Origin of the sequence: Citrobacter sp. MGH103 (assembly GCF_001034475.2) — a bacterium.
Lineage (GTDB): Bacteria > Pseudomonadota > Gammaproteobacteria > Enterobacterales > Enterobacteriaceae > Citrobacter > Citrobacter freundii.
Window position 1 is genome coordinate 1,555,338 of the sequence record NZ_CP073043.1, and the last position, 15,767, is coordinate 1,571,104.

The 15,767-nt window shown below is 52.1% G+C and carries 17 protein-coding genes; 11 read left to right on the plus strand and 6 right to left on the minus strand.

Annotation, left to right across the window (positions count from 1 at the left end; genetic code table 11):
- Nucleotides 1-60 precede the first annotated feature (60 nt).
- The 8 genes from cvpA (at nucleotide 61) to hisP (ending at nucleotide 7,229) form a co-directional block, all read left to right on the plus strand.
- Nucleotides 61-549 (plus strand): colicin V production protein, encoded by a 489-nt coding sequence (gene cvpA / locus SK33_RS07365; protein ID WP_003028129.1) that lies wholly within the window; start codon nucleotides 61-63, stop codon nucleotides 547-549.
- Nucleotides 550-582: 33 nt separating this feature from the next.
- Nucleotides 583-2,100 carry an amidophosphoribosyltransferase gene (gene purF / locus SK33_RS07370; RefSeq protein WP_003028127.1) on the plus strand — a complete coding sequence of 506 codons (1,518 nt, stop codon included), beginning with the start codon at nucleotides 583-585 and terminating at the stop codon, nucleotides 2,098-2,100.
- Nucleotides 2,101-2,196: 96 nt separating this feature from the next.
- Nucleotides 2,197-2,766, plus strand: coding sequence for a UbiX family flavin prenyltransferase (locus tag SK33_RS07375; RefSeq protein ID WP_003028125.1), 570 nt, complete (start codon nucleotides 2,197-2,199; stop codon nucleotides 2,764-2,766).
- Between the two features lie 287 nt (nucleotides 2,767-3,053).
- Nucleotides 3,054-3,836 carry a lysine/arginine/ornithine ABC transporter substrate-binding protein ArgT gene (argT, locus tag SK33_RS07380; protein WP_003028123.1) on the plus strand — a complete coding sequence of 261 codons (783 nt, stop codon included), beginning with the start codon at nucleotides 3,054-3,056 and terminating at the stop codon, nucleotides 3,834-3,836.
- 247 nt (nucleotides 3,837-4,083) lie between these two features.
- Entirely contained in the window at nucleotides 4,084-4,866 is a 783-nt protein-coding gene (hisJ, locus tag SK33_RS07385) for a histidine ABC transporter substrate-binding protein HisJ (protein WP_003028120.1), read from the plus strand.
- A 185-nt stretch (nucleotides 4,867-5,051) separates the two neighbouring features.
- A complete protein-coding gene (locus SK33_RS07390) occupies nucleotides 5,052-5,738 on the plus strand; it encodes a histidine ABC transporter permease HisQ (RefSeq protein ID WP_003028118.1) in 687 nt (228 codons plus the stop codon).
- On the plus strand, nucleotides 5,735-6,442 hold the full coding sequence (gene hisM, locus SK33_RS07395; protein ID WP_003028116.1) for a histidine ABC transporter permease HisM: 708 nt from the start codon (nucleotides 5,735-5,737) through the stop codon (nucleotides 6,440-6,442). The genes SK33_RS07390 and hisM overlap by 4 nt, the downstream gene beginning before the upstream one ends.
- Nucleotides 6,443-6,455: 13 nt before the next feature.
- A complete protein-coding gene (gene hisP, locus SK33_RS07400; RefSeq protein ID WP_003028114.1) occupies nucleotides 6,456-7,229 on the plus strand; it encodes a histidine ABC transporter ATP-binding protein HisP in 774 nt (257 codons plus the stop codon).
- Nucleotides 7,230-7,262: 33 nt separating this feature from the next.
- On the opposite strand, the gene SK33_RS07405 is transcribed toward hisP, so the two are convergent.
- The 4 genes from SK33_RS07405 to yfcG all read right to left on the minus strand — a co-directional run bounded on the left by SK33_RS07405 (nucleotide 7,263) and on the right by yfcG (nucleotide 9,816).
- Nucleotides 7,263-7,778 carry a GNAT family N-acetyltransferase gene (locus SK33_RS07405; RefSeq protein ID WP_016150708.1) on the minus strand — a complete coding sequence of 172 codons (516 nt, stop codon included), beginning with the start codon at nucleotides 7,776-7,778 and terminating at the stop codon, nucleotides 7,263-7,265.
- 71 nt (nucleotides 7,779-7,849) lie between these two features.
- The gene (locus tag SK33_RS07410; RefSeq protein ID WP_003028110.1) at nucleotides 7,850-8,743 is read right to left on the minus strand and encodes a TIGR01777 family oxidoreductase; all 894 of its coding nucleotides are present in this window, start codon (nucleotides 8,741-8,743) and stop codon (nucleotides 7,850-7,852) included.
- A gap of 20 nt (nucleotides 8,744-8,763) precedes the next feature.
- Nucleotides 8,764-9,126, minus strand: a complete 363-nt coding sequence (gene folX / locus SK33_RS07415; protein WP_003028107.1) for a dihydroneopterin triphosphate 2'-epimerase — start codon at nucleotides 9,124-9,126, stop codon at nucleotides 8,764-8,766.
- A 54-nt stretch (nucleotides 9,127-9,180) separates the two neighbouring features.
- The gene (yfcG, locus tag SK33_RS07420; RefSeq protein WP_048218908.1) at nucleotides 9,181-9,816 is read right to left on the minus strand and encodes a GSH-dependent disulfide bond oxidoreductase; all 636 of its coding nucleotides are present in this window, start codon (nucleotides 9,814-9,816) and stop codon (nucleotides 9,181-9,183) included.
- Between the two features lie 134 nt (nucleotides 9,817-9,950).
- Between yfcG and yfcF the strand changes: the two genes are divergently transcribed.
- From yfcF to yfcD, 3 genes are read left to right on the plus strand one after another with little or no spacing between them, the layout of a single operon-like run.
- Nucleotides 9,951-10,595: a glutathione transferase gene (gene yfcF / locus SK33_RS07425; protein ID WP_003839339.1), complete on the plus strand. Its 645-nt coding sequence runs from the start codon at nucleotides 9,951-9,953 to the stop codon at nucleotides 10,593-10,595.
- A 55-nt stretch (nucleotides 10,596-10,650) separates the two neighbouring features.
- Nucleotides 10,651-11,202 (plus strand): phosphodiesterase, encoded by a 552-nt coding sequence (gene yfcE, locus SK33_RS07430; protein ID WP_048218333.1) that lies wholly within the window; start codon nucleotides 10,651-10,653, stop codon nucleotides 11,200-11,202.
- A 56-nt stretch (nucleotides 11,203-11,258) separates the two neighbouring features.
- Nucleotides 11,259-11,813 carry an NUDIX hydrolase YfcD gene (yfcD, locus tag SK33_RS07435; protein WP_003839343.1) on the plus strand — a complete coding sequence of 185 codons (555 nt, stop codon included), beginning with the start codon at nucleotides 11,259-11,261 and terminating at the stop codon, nucleotides 11,811-11,813.
- A gap of 56 nt (nucleotides 11,814-11,869) precedes the next feature.
- On the opposite strand, the gene yfcC is transcribed toward yfcD, so the two are convergent.
- Nucleotides 11,870-13,390, minus strand: a complete 1,521-nt coding sequence (yfcC, locus tag SK33_RS07440; RefSeq protein ID WP_048218332.1) for a putative basic amino acid antiporter YfcC — start codon at nucleotides 13,388-13,390, stop codon at nucleotides 11,870-11,872.
- A gap of 198 nt (nucleotides 13,391-13,588) precedes the next feature.
- Nucleotides 13,589-15,733 (minus strand): phosphate acetyltransferase, encoded by a 2,145-nt coding sequence (gene pta / locus SK33_RS07445; protein ID WP_003028094.1) that lies wholly within the window; start codon nucleotides 15,731-15,733, stop codon nucleotides 13,589-13,591.
- Between the last annotated feature and the right edge of the window lie 34 nt (nucleotides 15,734-15,767).

Consider the following 15,767-nt stretch of genomic DNA (forward strand, 5'->3'; position numbering starts at 1 on the left):
TCTTTTTCTGTTAGAATGCGCCCCGAACAGGACGACAGGGCGTAAAATCGTGGGACACATATGGTCTGGATTGATTACGCCATTATCGCGGTGATTGGTTTTTCCTGTCTGGTTAGCCTGATCCGTGGCTTTGTTCGTGAAGCATTATCGTTGGTGACTTGGGGTTGTGCTTTCTTTGTCGCCAGCCATTACTACACTTACCTGTCTGTCTGGTTTACGGGCTTTGAAGACGAACTGGTTCGAAATGGGATTGCTATCGCGATACTGTTCATCGCGACACTTATCGTCGGCGCTATCGTTAACTTTGTGATAGGCCAACTGGTAGAGAAAACAGGACTGTCGGGTACCGACAGGGTGTTGGGGATCTGCTTCGGTGCTTTGCGTGGAGCGTTGATCGTTGCCGCCATACTGTTCTTTCTCGATACCTTTACCGGTCTGTCGAAAAGTGAAGACTGGGGTAAGTCGCAGCTGATTCCGCAGTTCAGTTTCATCATCAGATGGTTCTTTGACTATCTGCAAAGCTCGTCAAGTTTCTTGCCCAAAGTATAAACTTTGGGTCGTTGCTGAACGAGGAAAAGACGTATGTGCGGTATTGTCGGTATCGCCGGTGTTATGCCGGTAAACCAGTCGATTTATGACGCGTTAACGGTGCTCCAGCATCGTGGTCAGGATGCTGCGGGCATCATCACCATTGATGCCAACAACTGCTTCCGCTTGCGTAAAGCAAACGGAATGGTGAGCGATATTTTTGAAGCGCGCCATATGCAGCGTTTGCAGGGCAATATGGGCATCGGTCATGTGCGTTACCCAACGGCTGGCAGCTCCAGCGCCTCCGAAGCTCAACCTTTTTACGTCAACTCACCGTATGGCATCACGCTTGCCCATAATGGCAACCTGACCAACGCGCATGAGTTGCGTAAAAAGCTGTTTGAAGAAAAGCGCCGCCACATCAATACCACTTCAGATTCTGAAATTCTGCTGAATATTTTCGCCAGCGAGCTGGATAACTTCCGCCATTACCCGCTGGAGGCCGACAATATTTTTGCTGCCATTGCGGCAACCAACCGCCAGATTCGCGGCGCCTATGCCTGCGTGGCGATGATTATCGGTCACGGTATGGTTGCCTTCCGCGACCCTAACGGTATCCGTCCGCTGGTAATGGGCAAACGCGATATTGGCGATGGCCGTACCGAGTACATGGTGGCGTCTGAGAGCGTAGCGCTGGACACGTTGGGCTTTGAATTCCTGCGCGACGTAGCCCCTGGCGAAGCGGTGTATATCACCGAAAAAGGCCAGCTGTTTACCCGTCAGTGTGCTGATAACCCGGTGAGCAATCCGTGTCTGTTTGAATACGTTTACTTCGCTCGTCCTGACTCCTTTATCGACAAGATTTCTGTCTACAGCGCCCGTGTGAATATGGGGACTAAGCTTGGCGAAAAAATTGCCCGTGAGTGGGAAGATCTGGACATCGACGTAGTAATCCCAATCCCGGAAACCTCCTGCGATATCGCGCTGGAAATTGCCCGTATTCTCGGTAAGCCGTACCGTCAGGGGTTTGTGAAAAACCGCTATGTGGGACGTACCTTTATCATGCCGGGCCAGCAGCTGCGCCGTAAATCAGTACGCCGTAAGCTGAACGCTAACCGTGCGGAATTCCGTGATAAAAACGTGCTGCTGGTGGATGATTCCATCGTGCGCGGCACCACTTCAGAACAGATTATCGAGATGGCGCGTGAAGCCGGAGCGAAGAAGGTTTATCTGGCTTCTGCCGCCCCGGAAATTCGCTTCCCGAACGTTTATGGCATCGATATGCCTACGGCGACGGAGCTGATTGCGCATGGTCGTGAAGTGGACGAGATTCGCCAGATAATCGGCGCAGATGGTCTAATCTTCCAGGATCTGAACGATCTGATTGAAGCTGTCCGTGCTGAGAATCCGGATATTCAGCAGTTTGAATGTTCAGTGTTTAACGGTGTGTACGTCACCAAAGACGTCGACCAGCAATATCTCGATTTCCTCGACTCCCTGCGTAATGATGATGCTAAAGCGGTATTGCGTCAGAACGAAGCGGAAAACCTTGAAATGCACAACGAAGGTTAATGTTTGCTCGCAAGCAAGGGCGCAACCTGCACCCTTGCTTGCAACTCACCGTAATTTCCTGCAAAGTCGGCCCTGAGCAAGTAAGGGCTATTACACATGAAACGACTCATCATTGGTATTTCTGGCGCAAGCGGGGCAATTTACGGCGTGCGCCTGCTGCAGGTTTTGCGTGACGTTACCGATGTGGAAACCCATCTGGTGATGAGTGCCGCTGCCCGGCAGACGCTGGCACTGGAAACGGACCTCTCTGTGCGTGACGTGCAGGCGCTGGCAAATGTGAATCATGATACGCGCGATATCGCCGCCAGTATCTCCTCCGGCTCTTTTCAGACCGCCGGCATGGTCATCCTGCCGTGTTCAATCAAAACCCTTTCCGGCATTGTCCACAGTTACACCGATGGGTTGCTTACCCGTGCGGCAGATGTGGTGTTGAAAGAACGTCGTCCGCTGGTGCTGTGTGTACGCGAAACGCCGCTGCATCTGGGGCATCTGCGCCTCATGACTCAGGCGGCAGAAATTGGCGCAGTGATTATGCCACCAGTCCCGGCGTTCTATCATCGTCCACAAACGCTCGATGATGTGATTAATCAAACGGTTAATCGCGTGCTTGACCAGTTTGATATTACCCTTCCGCAGGACCTGTTCACCCGCTGGCAAGGGGCGTAAGCCGTTCCATCAGCGTGCAAAGAAATATCCGTTGCCCTGTTTCAGGGCAATTTTGTAACCGCGATCATATCCTCAACATTTAATTCGTTAAAACTCAACGAAACGCTGCGGTTCAACCGTCAGACCTGCTATCTTCAAAATCAGGACATTATTGCAACGTTTTATTAACATATTTAACGTCGAATATCCTCATCGACGCGAAAATGGCATAAGACCTGCATGAAAAAGTCTGCAAACACACAACACAACGTAAAACATAATAAAATTACGCCACTTGAGGGTTATGTATGAAGAAGACGGTTCTTGCTTTGTCTTTGCTGGTAGGACTCTCCGCCACCGCGGCCAGCTACGCAGCACTTCCGCAGACGGTTCGTATTGGTACAGATACAACGTATGCACCTTTTTCCTCTAAAGATGCCAAAGGCGACTTCGTCGGCTTTGATATCGATCTGGGAAATGAGATGTGTAAGCGCATGCAGATCAAATGTACCTGGGTTGCCAGCGACTTTGATGCGCTGATCCCGTCGCTGAAAGCGAAAAAAATTGATGCCATTATCTCCTCGCTTTCTATCACCGAGAAGCGTCAGCAAGAGATTGCATTCTCAGACAAACTTTACGCAGCAGACTCACGGCTGATCGCCGCGAAAGGTTCCCCAATTAAACCGACTCTGGACTCCCTCAAGGGTAAACACGTTGGCGTGTTGCAAGGCTCTACTCAGGAAGCCTATGCCAATGACAACTGGCGTAGTAAAGGCGTGGATGTGGTGGCCTATGCGAACCAGGATCTTATCTATTCTGATCTGACGGCGGGCCGTCTCGACGCAGCGTTGCAGGATGAGGTCGCGGCCAGCGAAGGCTTCCTGAAGCAACCTGCCGGTAAGGACTACGACTTTGCAGGTCCTTCGGTGAAAGATAAAAAATACTTTGGCGACGGAACCGGGATTGGTTTGCGCAAAGATGACACCGAGCTGAAAGCCGCTTTTGATAAAGCGCTGGGTGAACTGCGCAAAGACGGCACCTACGACAAAATGGCGAGCAAATATTTTAATTTTAATGTCTACGGCGATTAATACAGCGGCGTGGGGAATTGACTGCACCATTGCGGGTAACCATTACGGTGCATAATACATTCAGTGCACTGTTTTGGTGCTTTTATAGCTGACTTAATAAGCATGAGTGCATACTTAAGCGCTTTTCATGCAAATAAATACCGCCGGCAGGGTAGAATGCTTTGCCTTGTCGGCCTGATTAATGGCACGATAACTGCACCTGGTCCTGTAAAGATCCCCTATAAAAGACAGTCTGTTGAGGATAGTTATGAAAAAACTGGTGTTGTCTCTTTCTCTGGTTCTGGCTTTCTCCAGTGCTACCGCAGCATTTGCAGCCATTCCGCAAAAAATTCGTATCGGTACCGATCCTACTTATGCGCCGTTCGAATCGAAAAATGCCCAGGGTGAATTAGTCGGTTTTGATATCGATCTGGCTAAAGAGCTGTGCAAACGTATTAATACGCAATGTACCTTCGTGGAAAACCCGCTGGACGCGCTGATCCCTTCGCTAAAAGCGAAGAAAATCGATGCCATCATGTCCTCGCTTTCCATTACTGAAAAACGTCAGCAGGAAATCGCTTTTACTGACAAGCTTTATGCAGCCGACTCGCGTCTGGTTGTCGCTAAAGATTCAGCTATTCAGCCGACCATTGAGTCGCTGAAAGGTAAACGTGTTGGTGTGCTGCAGGGCACCACCCAGGAAACGTTCGGCAACGAACACTGGGCGCCAAAAGGTATTGAGATTGTCTCTTATCAGGGGCAGGACAATATCTATTCTGACCTGACTGCCGGGCGTATTGACGCCGCGTTCCAGGATGAAGTCGCGGCCAGCGAAGGCTTCCTGAAACAGCCAGTCGGTAAAGATTACAAATTCGGCGGTCCGTCTGTGAAAGACGAGAAGTTGTTCGGCGTGGGTACCGGTATGGGGCTGCGCAAAGACGATAACGAGCTGCGCGAAGCGCTGAACAAAGCCTTTGCCGAAATGCGAGCTGACGGTACTTACGAGAAGCTGGCGAAAAAGTACTTCGATTTTGATGTTTACGGCGGTTAATTACCGCAGGTGCTGATAAAGCCCGTAGATTTTTGATCGACTTATTGCCTGATGGCGGCTGCGCCTTATCAGGCCTACGACGAAAGCTTGTAGGCCTGATAAGCGAAGCGCCATCAGGCATAAAGTGACGAGACAAAATATCAAAAGAGGCTTACTACTCCACCACACACGACAGGACAGGCAGCATGTTGTATGGCTTTTCAGGTGTAATTTTACAGGGCGCAATTGTTACGCTGGAGCTGGCACTCAGCTCGGTGGTACTGGCGGTTCTGATAGGTCTTGTCGGCGCAGCAGCAAAGCTGTCGCAAAGCCGGGCAATGGGGCTTATTTTCGAAGGGTACACAACGCTAATCCGCGGCGTGCCCGATCTGGTCTTAATGCTGCTCATCTTCTACGGATTACAAATCGCGCTGAATACCATTACCGATGCCATCGGTATCGGCCAGATTGATATCGATCCGATGGTTGCGGGCATTATCACCCTTGGATTTATCTACGGTGCCTACTTTACCGAAACTTTTCGCGGTGCGTTTATGGCTGTACCAAAAGGCCATATTGAAGCCGCGACGGCGTTTGGCTTTACCAGCTCACAAATATTTCGTCGCATTATGTTCCCGGCGATGATGCGTTATGCCTTACCGGGAATAGGTAATAACTGGCAGGTTATTCTTAAGGCTACGGCACTGGTGTCGCTGCTCGGCCTGGAAGACGTGGTGAAAGCGACCCAGCTTGCCGGGAAGAGTACCTGGGAGCCGTTCTATTTTGCCGTCGTGTGCGGGGTCATCTATCTGGTGTTTACCACTGTTTCTAATGGTGTGCTGCTGTACCTTGAGCGCCGCTATTCCGTGGGTGTAAAGAGGGCTGACCTGTGATCGAGATTATTCAGGAATACTGGAAGTCCCTGCTGTGGACCGACGGATATCGCTACACTGGCGTCGCTATCACCCTGTGGCTTTTGATTTCGTCAGTAGTGATGGGCGGAATACTTGCGCTCTTTTTGGCTATTGGCCGCGTTTCCAGTAATAAATTTATCCAGTTTCCTATCTGGCTGTTCACCTATATTTTTCGTGGCACGCCGCTGTACGTTCAGCTACTGGTGTTTTATTCCGGGATGTATACGCTGGAGATCGTCAAAGGCACGGACTTCCTCAACGCGTTTTTCCGCAGCGGGCTGAATTGCACCGTGCTGGCGTTGACGCTGAATACCTGCGCCTATACCACTGAGATTTTCGCCGGGGCTATCCGTTCTGTGCCTCACGGTGAGATTGAGGCTGCTCGCGCATACGGTTTCTCGTCATTCAAACTGTATCGATGCATTATTTTACCTTCCGCGCTGCGTATTGCGTTGCCAGCTTACAGCAATGAAGTCATTTTAATGCTGCATTCCACGGCGCTGGCGTTTACCGCAACGGTACCAGACCTGTTGAAAATCGCCCGCGATATCAACTCGGCAACGTATCAGCCGTTTACCGCCTTCGGTATTGCCGCTGTACTGTATTTGATTATTTCGTATGTCCTGATCAGTCTGTTCCGTAAAGCGGAAAAACGCTGGTTGCAGCATGTATCCTCTAAATGATTCGAGTAACACGATGTCTGAAAATAAATTAAACGTTATCGATTTACATAAGCACTACGGCGAACATGAAGTGCTGAAAGGGGTGTCGCTGCAGGCCAACGCGGGTGATGTTATCAGTATTATTGGCTCGTCAGGTTCCGGTAAAAGTACCTTCCTGCGCTGCATTAACTTTCTTGAGAAACCAAGCGCCGGGTCGATTGTAGTCAGTGGTCAGAATATTGGTCTGGTGCGCGACAAAGACGGTCAGCTCAAGGTTGCGGACAAAAATCAGCTGCGCCTGCTGCGCACGCGTCTGACGATGGTCTTTCAGCACTTTAATCTGTGGAGCCACATGACGGTGCTGGAAAACGTCATGGAAGCGCCGATCCAGGTGTTGGGGCTGAGCAAACAGGAAGCCCGCGACCGTGCGGTGAAGTATCTGGCTAAAGTGGGCATTGATGAGCGCGCGCAGGGCAAATATCCGGTGCATCTGTCCGGTGGTCAGCAGCAGCGTGTTTCCATTGCCCGTGCGCTGGCGATGGAGCCGGAAGTGTTGCTGTTTGATGAACCCACATCGGCACTAGATCCTGAGCTGGTGGGTGAAGTGCTGCGCATTATGCAACAGCTGGCCGAAGAGGGGAAAACCATGGTGGTGGTGACTCACGAAATGGGGTTTGCCCGTCATGTTTCCACGCACGTGATTTTCCTGCATCAGGGGAAAATTGAGGAAGAGGGCGACCCGGAGCAGGTATTCGGTAATCCGCAAAGCCCACGTTTGCAGCAGTTCCTCAAAGGTTCGTTGAAGTAAATCACCTGCCCGGAGGCGTTACATTTTCCGGGCTTACAATTTTAGCGCGTCGCGCTCCAGCCGAAACACCCAGTCGTCGTAGGCGATGCCATCAATCTCATACGCCTTTTCCAGTACCTGGGTACGCACAAACCCCGTTTTTTCCAGAATACGAACAGAACCCTTATTCTCCGCGAGTGCGTAAGCGTTTATCGCCGTGACGTCCGTGCGCTCGAAAGCGTACTGGCACACTGCCGTCACGGCTTCGCTGGCAATCCCTTTCCCCTGAGCTTCTGGCAAAATGGCGTAGCCGAGGTCGGCCTCGTGTGGGTATAAATGGCTGATTTGCAGACCAATATCACCGAGAGGTGTTGATTTGTTATGCTCGCGGATGACAAAAGTATGCTGTGCAGCCAGACGTCTGGCGAATAACAGACGCGTGTCTTTCGCTGGGGCAATATCACCCATATAGCGCATGACTTCCGGGCATTCACGTAATCTCTGGAAAAATGACCAGTCAGAAAATTTAAATAAGGAGAGGGTAAGTCGGGGAGTCGAAATTATCGCCATAACGTCGCCATTGCGGAAATCTGGCCTATAACCTTACCACCACAACAGCGACCGTGAATAGAGCTACGGGATTATCGGATCACATCCGCCAACGCTTCTTCTAAATCGTACCAGCGAAATGCAAAACCGGACGCTTCCAGGCGTTTGGGCAATGCTCGCTGCCCGCCGAGGACCAGCACCGAAGACTCGCCCATCAGCAGCCGCATAGCGGTGGCGGGAATGCGCAGAATGGCAGGGCGGTTTAGAGCGTGTCCCAGCGCGTGGGCAAACTGCTCATTGTGCACCGGGTATGGCGAAACCATATTGAAGGGACCGCGTAGATCATTATTCAGCAGCCAGATAATTCCGTTGACCATATCATCAACATGGATCCAGGCCATATACTGTCGTCCGTTACCGATTGGGCCGCCTAAGCCAAGACGAAACGGCGGGACCATTTTCGCCAGAATACCGCCAGCAGAGGCTAGTACCACGCCGGTACGCAGCATACACACGCGGGTTTTGTCGCTTTGCGCAGTGCTGGCAATTTGCTCCCAGCGGGCGCACAGCTTATGGGTAAATTCGTTATGCGGTGGCTCTTCTTCCGTAACCACAACTTCGCCCAAATCGCCGTAGTAACCGGTAGCGGAACCGGAGATTAACACTGAGGGCGGCGTCTCGCTGGCATTGATTAAATCGACCAGTTTCTGCGTAATGCCCCAACGGCTCTGGCACAGGCGTTCCTTTTGCTGTGCGCTCCAGCGTTTATCGGCAATAGGTTCTCCGGCAAGGTTAATCACGGCATCAATGTCATTGAGATGTTGCCGCTCTTCCAGTCCTTTCCATAACGTGACCCGAGAGTCGAGAATCTGACGAGCCTTATCAGGGGTACGTGTCACTACAATTATCTGATGCCCCAGTTCCAGCAGGCAGGGGATCAGATGACGTCCAATCAGGCCAGTACCGCCGGTAATCAGAATCTGCATGTCGCCTCCCGGGTTACGTTTTAGCGCTGCCAGCTCAGTGTCATAGAAACTGAGTCGGCGTAACGCAATGCGTGAAGTTTATCTATCTCCACTTCAGCATAAGTGACCCAGTGATGTTCGCGTGCGATATCGAGCACATCTTGAGTTAATTTTTCTAACAATGAGAAGCGGTTACCCTCCACGTGGGCAATGATGCTCTTGGTTATTGTGCGATAATTCAGCGCGTCGTTGATATCTTCGCTGGTACGGGCTTTGTCTGCCGGATAGTGAATGGCAATGTTGATGACGATATCCTGGCGGTTAAGGATCTCCTCTTCTTTGATGCCGATAAAAGTGCGCAGACGAAGGTTTTTTATACGAATAATAGCGTCAGGTTGTGACATTGCAGGTTTCCTCCATGTATGAACCTTTGCATGATACACGAGAACCGAATTGCGTCATCGCTTCTCGCTTTGTGCGTGCTGCATGGCGCGTTCAGTCGCGGGACGTGTACGAATGCGTTCATGCCAGTTATTGACCGCCGGGTAGTTGTCGAGGTCGATGCGCTGACGCTGATGGGCGTGGATCCACGGCCAGCTTGCAATGTCGGCAATGCTGTAGTGATCGCCTCCCAGCCAGGGTGACGATTCCAGACGTTTATTCATCACGTTGTACAGGCGCTGGGTTTCAACCTGGTATCTTTCAATGGCGTAAGGGATCGTTTGCGGAGCGTAATGACTGAAATGATGATTCTGCCCCAGCATAGGACCCAGACCGCTGACCTGCCAGAACAGCCACTGCAGCGTGGTGTGGCGTTCGCGTAATTCACCGCTGAGCAGCTTACCGCTCTTTTCCGCCAGATAGAGTAAAATTTCTCCGGACTCAAACAAGCTGATGGGCCTTCCGCCGTCCACCGGGGCATGATCGATAATGGCCGGGATTTTATTGTTCGGTGAGATCTGCAGAAAATTGGGGTGAAACTGGCTACCTTTGCTGATATCGACATGAATCAGACGGTATTGCAGCTGCGCCTCTTCAAGAAACAACGTGATTTTGTGACCGTTTGGCGATGGCGTGTAATAGAGATCGATCATTTTCAGCATCCGTTTTGTCATGAACCGGGTCATAACAAGTATAGAGCCTGTTGGCGTGCTTGAGTTTTCATCAAGTGACAGCGAGAGAAAGACTCTATATTTTGAAAGCAAGCTAATACACTTCAGAGGACATTATGAGCAAACCTGCAATTACGCTGTGGTCAGATGCCAATTTTTTCTCCCCTTACGTGCTGTCTGTTTATGTCGCTCTGCAAGAGAAAGGGCTGCCTTTTACGCTGAAAACTGTTGACCTCAACAGTGGCGAACATTTGCAACCTTCATGGCAAGGTTACGCCTTGACGCGCCGCGTACCGGTTCTTGAGATCGATGGTTTTGAACTGAGCGAATCATCAGCGATTACGGAATTCCTGGAAGAGAGCTTTGCGCCGCCACAGTGGGAGCGTATCTATCCGCACGATGTGCAAAAACGCGCGCGGGCGCGCCAGGTTCAGGCGTGGATCCGCAGCGATTTAATGCCTATCCGTGAGGAACGCTCAACGGATGTGGTTTTTGCTGGCGTGAAGAAAGGACCGTTAAGCGAAGCGGGAAAAGCCAGTGCGGAAAAATTGTTCGCTACTGCCGGCAGTTTACTGAGCCACGGTAAGCAGAATTTATTTGGCGAATGGTGTATCGCTGACTGTGATTTAGCGCTAATGCTTAATCGTCTGGTCCTGAATGGCGATGAGGTTCCGGAAGCGCTTGCGGAATACGCTACCTTCCAGTGGCAGCGCGCTTCAGTACAGCGTTTTATCGCGCTTTCAGCGAAGCGTTCCTGCTGAAAAACGGGCCGTAATCCAGTATCATTACAAGGTACTTTTCAACGAGGAGTGAGTGATGAAACTGATGTTCGCATCGGACATTCATGGTTCGTTGCCAGCCACGGAACGCGTGCTCGAACTGTTTAACGCAAACGGTGCGCAATGGCTGGTGATATTGGGTGATGTTTTAAACCACGGGCCGCGTAATGCGCTTCCAGAAGGCTATGCACCTGCGCAGGTTGCAGAACGGCTGAATGAACAGGCATCGCGAATTATTGCGGTGCGTGGTAATTGCGACAGCGAAGTAGATCAGATGCTCCTGCATTTTCCGATGACTGCGCCGTGGCAGCAAATTCTGACAGAAAACCAGCGACTCTTTTTGACGCACGGACATCTTTTTGGCCCGCAAAATATGCCGGCGCTCAATGCGGGCGATGTTCTGGTTTATGGGCATACTCATCTGCCGGTTGCTGAGCGGCGCGAGGATATCTATCATTTCAATCCCGGCTCGGTAAGCATCCCTAAAGGGGGCTTTGCGGCAAGTTACGGGATTCTGGATGATAATGTTCTCAGCGTAACGGCACTCAATGATCAAAGTGTTATTGCACAGGTCGAGATTAATCCGTAATTTACCCCACAAACATAAACGCGCCGTAAGAGCGCCAGAAAAAAGAAGGTTTCCTGATGGTGGAACAGCGTCGTTTGGCAAGTACTGAATGGGTGGATATTGTGAATGAAGACAACGAAGTCATTGCACAGTCCAGCCGGGAACAAATGCGGGCGCAACGCTTACGCCATCGTGCAACGTATATCGTTGTGCATGATGGTATGGGCAAAATTCTGGTTCAACGTCGCACTGAGACAAAAGATTTTTTGCCCGGTATGCTGGATGCCACCGCAGGCGGTGTTGTTCAGGCTGACGAGCAGATGCTGGAATCAGCGCGCCGTGAAGCAGAAGAGGAACTGGGGATTGCGGGCGTGCCGTTTGCCGAGCATGGTCAGTTTTACTTTGAAGACCAGAACTGTCGCGTATGGGGCGGGCTGTTTAGCTGTGTTTCCCACGGACCGTTCGCGCTGCAGGAAGAAGAAATTAGCGAAGTTTGCTGGCTGACGCCGGAAGAAATTACCGCGCGCTGCGACGAATTTACACCGGACTCCCTGAAAGCCCTGGCGCTGTGGATGACCCGCAACGCCAAGAATGAAGGTGCGAAAGCCGAAAAGCAGGAAGAAGCTGAGTAACCTCTGTTCATCCGGCCTACTGCGTCGAGAAATCGAGTAGGCCGGACGTGCGCTTTTTAATGGTAGCCCATCATTTGTGCGCCAATCACCACCACGCTGGACATAATAAACAGCAGCCCCAACAGCGTAGCACCTACCTTCAGCCAGTTACGAAAATCCACCCGACAAACACCTAACGTAGCCATCAGAGATGCCGACGTCGGATAGATAATATGGCTGAATCCGTCGCCAAACTGGAAGGCCAGCACGGTAACCTGACGGTTGACGCCAACCAGATCGCCCAGCGGCGCTAACAGCGGCATGGTCAACGCTGCCTGACCGGAGCCGGAGGTGACGAAGAAATTAAACACCGCCTGGAACAACAGCATAAACCACGCTGCTATGGCGTTATCCAGACCGCTAATGCCGTTGGCAATACTGTGCAGCAGCGTGTTTAACACGCTGGCTTCACCCGCCTCTCCATTACCGACCAGCAGTAAAATGCCCTTGGCAAAACCAACCAGCAGGGCAGGAGCAATCATCATCCGCGCACCCTCGGTAAATGAAGATGCCATAATATTGACCGTCATGCCGTTGAGCCGAAAGACCACGCCGATAATGCCAATCAACAGTCCCATGGTGAAGAACTGGCTGGCGATCTCAGGAATGAACCATGCGTGGACGATAACGCCCCAGATGACCCACACGATCACGCCCGTCAGCACCATCAGCACCAGCCAGTCGCCGAGCGTGAAGCGGCGCTCAATGACTTCATCCTGCTGTTCGCGGAAGAAACGGTCTGATTCATGCACGCGCGACAGCTGCGGATTCTTTTTGATGCGCGCCGCATAGGCCAGCGTGAAGGTCAGGCCAATCATTGTGGCAACGACCCACACCACGATACGCAAACCTGAGCCGGAGAGCACCGGAACGCCCGCAATGCCTTGCGCGACCACCACGCAAAATGGGTTCATCCATGAGCTGGCGAAACCAATCTGAGTCGCGATATAGGTAACCAGAACGGTGGTGATACTGTCGTAACCTAGCCGGACCATCAGCGGCGCGATGATAATGGCAAAGGCAACCGCCTCTTCCCCCATGCCAAACACCGCGCCGCCTAAGGAGAAGAGAATAAACAGCACTGGGATAAACAAGACCTCGTTACCCCGGGTATGGCGGATGAGCGCCAGGATGCCGTTATCAATGGTTCCGGTGCGCATCACGATGCCAAACGCGCCGCCAATCACCAGCATAAACATAATGATGCCAACGGCGGTGCCGAATTTAGAGCCGGAGGTTAAGCCTTCAAACGGGAAGTTCATCAGGCCAGGGCGCTCATCTCCGGTGGTAAAGAACTTAACTGGGTGATACTGCTCTTCACCAGCTTCATTGGTCAGAATACGAAAGGAATGGGGGTCAACCACCTTACGGGTTTTGGTTTGTCCATCAACCTGATATTGCACTTCCTGGCTGTCGAACATCCCGACGGGAACAACCCATGTCGCCAGACTGGTTAAAATGGCGACGAAAAAAATAATCACCAGCGTGTCGGGCATCGCCCATTTTTTGGCTGGCCGTGATTCTGTTACTGCTGACATGAAAGACTATCCCTGTTGCAACGCAAAGAGGGTAAGTATGCGAACAGAAGAATAGTTATTCATTGATGCAGCGCATTCAGGCAAATATTTCAGATTATGCCAAAGGGGAAACAGACATAAAAAAACCGGAAATATCAGCTATTTCCGGTTTGATAAGTAGATGTGTTGCCGGATAAGAGATCCGGCACACTCGGTAGATTACTGCTGCTGCTGGGAAGACTGGATCGCGGTCAGTGCAATGGTATAGACGATATCGTCTACCAGCGCGCCACGAGACAGGTCGTTCACCGGCTTGCGCATACCCTGCAGCATCGGCCCGATGGAGATCAGGTCGGCAGAACGCTGTACCGCTTTGTAGGTGGTGTTACCGGTGTTCAGATCCGGGAAGATGAACACGGTAGCGCGACCTGCAACCGGAGAGTTCGGCGCTTTGGATTTCGCAACGTCAGCCATAACGGCGGCGTCGTACTGCAGCGGGCCGTCGATCATCAGGTCAGGACGTTTTTCCTGCGCCAGACGAGTCGCTTCACGAACTTTCTCTACGTCGCTACCTGCACCAGAGGTACCGGTGGAGTAGGAGAGCATCGCAACGCGCGGTTCGATACCGAAGGCGATCGCGGATTCAGCGGACTGAATAGCGATTTCTGCCAGCTGTTCTGCGGTTGGATCCGGGTTGATCGCGCAGTCGCCGTAAACGTAAACCTGATCCGGCAGCAGCATGAAGAACACAGAAGACACCAGGGAACTACCCGGTGCAGTTTTGATCAGCTGCAGCGGTGGACGAATGGTGTTCGCAGTAGTGTGAACGGCACCGGAAACCAGACCGTCAACGTCGTCCTGTTCCAGCATCAGGGTACCGAGAACCACGTTGTCTTCCAGCTGTTCGCGGGCAACGGTTTCGGTCATGCCTTTGTTCTTACGCAGTTCGACCAGACGAGCAACGTAGCTTTCGCGAACCACATCTGGATCAACGATTTCTACGCCAGCGCCAAGTTCAACGCCCTGAGAGGCCGCAACGCGGGTGATCTCATCCGGGTTACCCAGCAGTACGCAGGTTGCGATACCACGTTCAGCACAGATGGCTGCCGCTTTAACGGTACGCGGTTCGTCGCCTTCCGGCAGAACAACGCGTTTGCCCGCTTTACGTGCCAGCTCGGTCAACTGATAACGGAACGCTGGTGGAGACAGACGACGGCTGCGCTCAGACGTTGCGGTCAGAGATTCAATCCAGTCAGCGTTGATGAAGTTAGCAACGTATTCCTGAACTTTTTCGATACGCTCGTGATCGTCAACCGGAACTTCCAGGTTGAAGCTCTGCAGGCTCAGAGAGGTCTGCCAGGTGTTGGTGTTTACCATGAATACCGGCAGGCCGGTTTCGAATGCACGTTCGCACAGTTTGGTAATGCGCGCGTCCATTTCGTAGCCGCCGGTCAGCAGCAGGGCGCCAATTTCTACGCCGTTCATCGCTGCCAGGCATGCTGCAACCAGCACGTCAGGACGATCGGCAGATGTTACCAGCAGAGAACCTGCGCGGAAGTGCTCGAGCATGTGCGGAATGCTGCGTGCGCAGAAAGTCACAGACTTCACGCGGCGGGTGTTGATATCGCCTTCGTTTACGATGGTGGCGTTCAGGTGACGCGCCATATCGATTGCACGGGTAGCGATCAGATCGAAGCTCCATGGCACCGCGCCCAGAACCGGCAGCGGGCTGGATTCTTGCAGTTTAGCCGGATCAACTTTGATCACTTTCGCTTTGGAAGAGTCGTCGAAAATCTCGGACAGATCCGGGCGAGTACGGCCCTGCTCATCAACCGGTGCGTTCAGTTTGTTAACGATTACGCCGGTGATGTTGGTGTTTTTCGCGCCACCGAAGCTGCTGCGAGTCAGTTCAATACGCTCGTTCAGTTGTTCCGGGGTATCGGTGCCCTGAGACATAACGAAGACGATTTCTGCATTCAGCGTTTTCGCGATTTCGTAGTTCAGAGACTGCGCGAACTGATGTTTACGGGTTGGGACCAGGCCTTCAACCAGGACAACTTCAGCGTCTTTAGTGTTCGCGTGGTAGTTCGCGATGATCTCTTCCATCAGCACATCTTTCTGATTGCTGGACAGCAGAGATTCAACGTGGCTCATCTTCAGCGGCTCAGCGGCTGGCAGAGAGGAGTTAGCACGGACGATGCTGGTAGTCTGGTCTGGCGCATCGCCACCGGCACGCGGTTGAGCGATCGGCTTGAAGACGCTCAGACGAACGCCTTTGCGTTCCATTGCGCGGATCACGCCAAGGCTGACGCTGGTCAGACCGACGCTGGTTCCGGTAGGGATCAGCATAATAATACGGGACACGGTTTATCCTCTTTCGTTACCGCCCGTTTCAGGC

Coding starts and splice junctions, on each gene's coding strand:
- yfcG (WP_048218908.1), bottom strand. CDS start 9,816: ATGATCGATCTCTATTACACGCCATCGCCAAACGGTCACAAAATCACG.
- yfcC (WP_048218332.1), bottom strand. CDS start 13,390: ATGTCAGCAGTAACAGAATCACGGCCAGCCAAAAAATGGGCGATGCCC.
- yfcF (WP_003839339.1), top strand. CDS start 9,951: ATGAGCAAACCTGCAATTACGCTGTGGTCAGATGCCAATTTTTTCTCC.
- hisP (WP_003028114.1), top strand. CDS start 6,456: ATGTCTGAAAATAAATTAAACGTTATCGATTTACATAAGCACTACGGC.
- yfcE (WP_048218333.1), top strand. CDS start 10,651: ATGAAACTGATGTTCGCATCGGACATTCATGGTTCGTTGCCAGCCACG.
- argT (WP_003028123.1), top strand. CDS start 3,054: ATGAAGAAGACGGTTCTTGCTTTGTCTTTGCTGGTAGGACTCTCCGCC.
- SK33_RS07375 (WP_003028125.1), top strand. CDS start 2,197: ATGAAACGACTCATCATTGGTATTTCTGGCGCAAGCGGGGCAATTTAC.
- yfcD (WP_003839343.1), top strand. CDS start 11,259: ATGGTGGAACAGCGTCGTTTGGCAAGTACTGAATGGGTGGATATTGTG.
- SK33_RS07405 (WP_016150708.1), bottom strand. CDS start 7,778: ATGGCGATAATTTCGACTCCCCGACTTACCCTCTCCTTATTTAAATTT.
- cvpA (WP_003028129.1), top strand. CDS start 61: ATGGTCTGGATTGATTACGCCATTATCGCGGTGATTGGTTTTTCCTGT.
- SK33_RS07390 (WP_003028118.1), top strand. CDS start 5,052: ATGTTGTATGGCTTTTCAGGTGTAATTTTACAGGGCGCAATTGTTACG.
- SK33_RS07410 (WP_003028110.1), bottom strand. CDS start 8,743: ATGCAGATTCTGATTACCGGCGGTACTGGCCTGATTGGACGTCATCTG.
- purF (WP_003028127.1), top strand. CDS start 583: ATGTGCGGTATTGTCGGTATCGCCGGTGTTATGCCGGTAAACCAGTCG.
- folX (WP_003028107.1), bottom strand. CDS start 9,126: ATGTCACAACCTGACGCTATTATTCGTATAAAAAACCTTCGTCTGCGC.
- hisJ (WP_003028120.1), top strand. CDS start 4,084: ATGAAAAAACTGGTGTTGTCTCTTTCTCTGGTTCTGGCTTTCTCCAGT.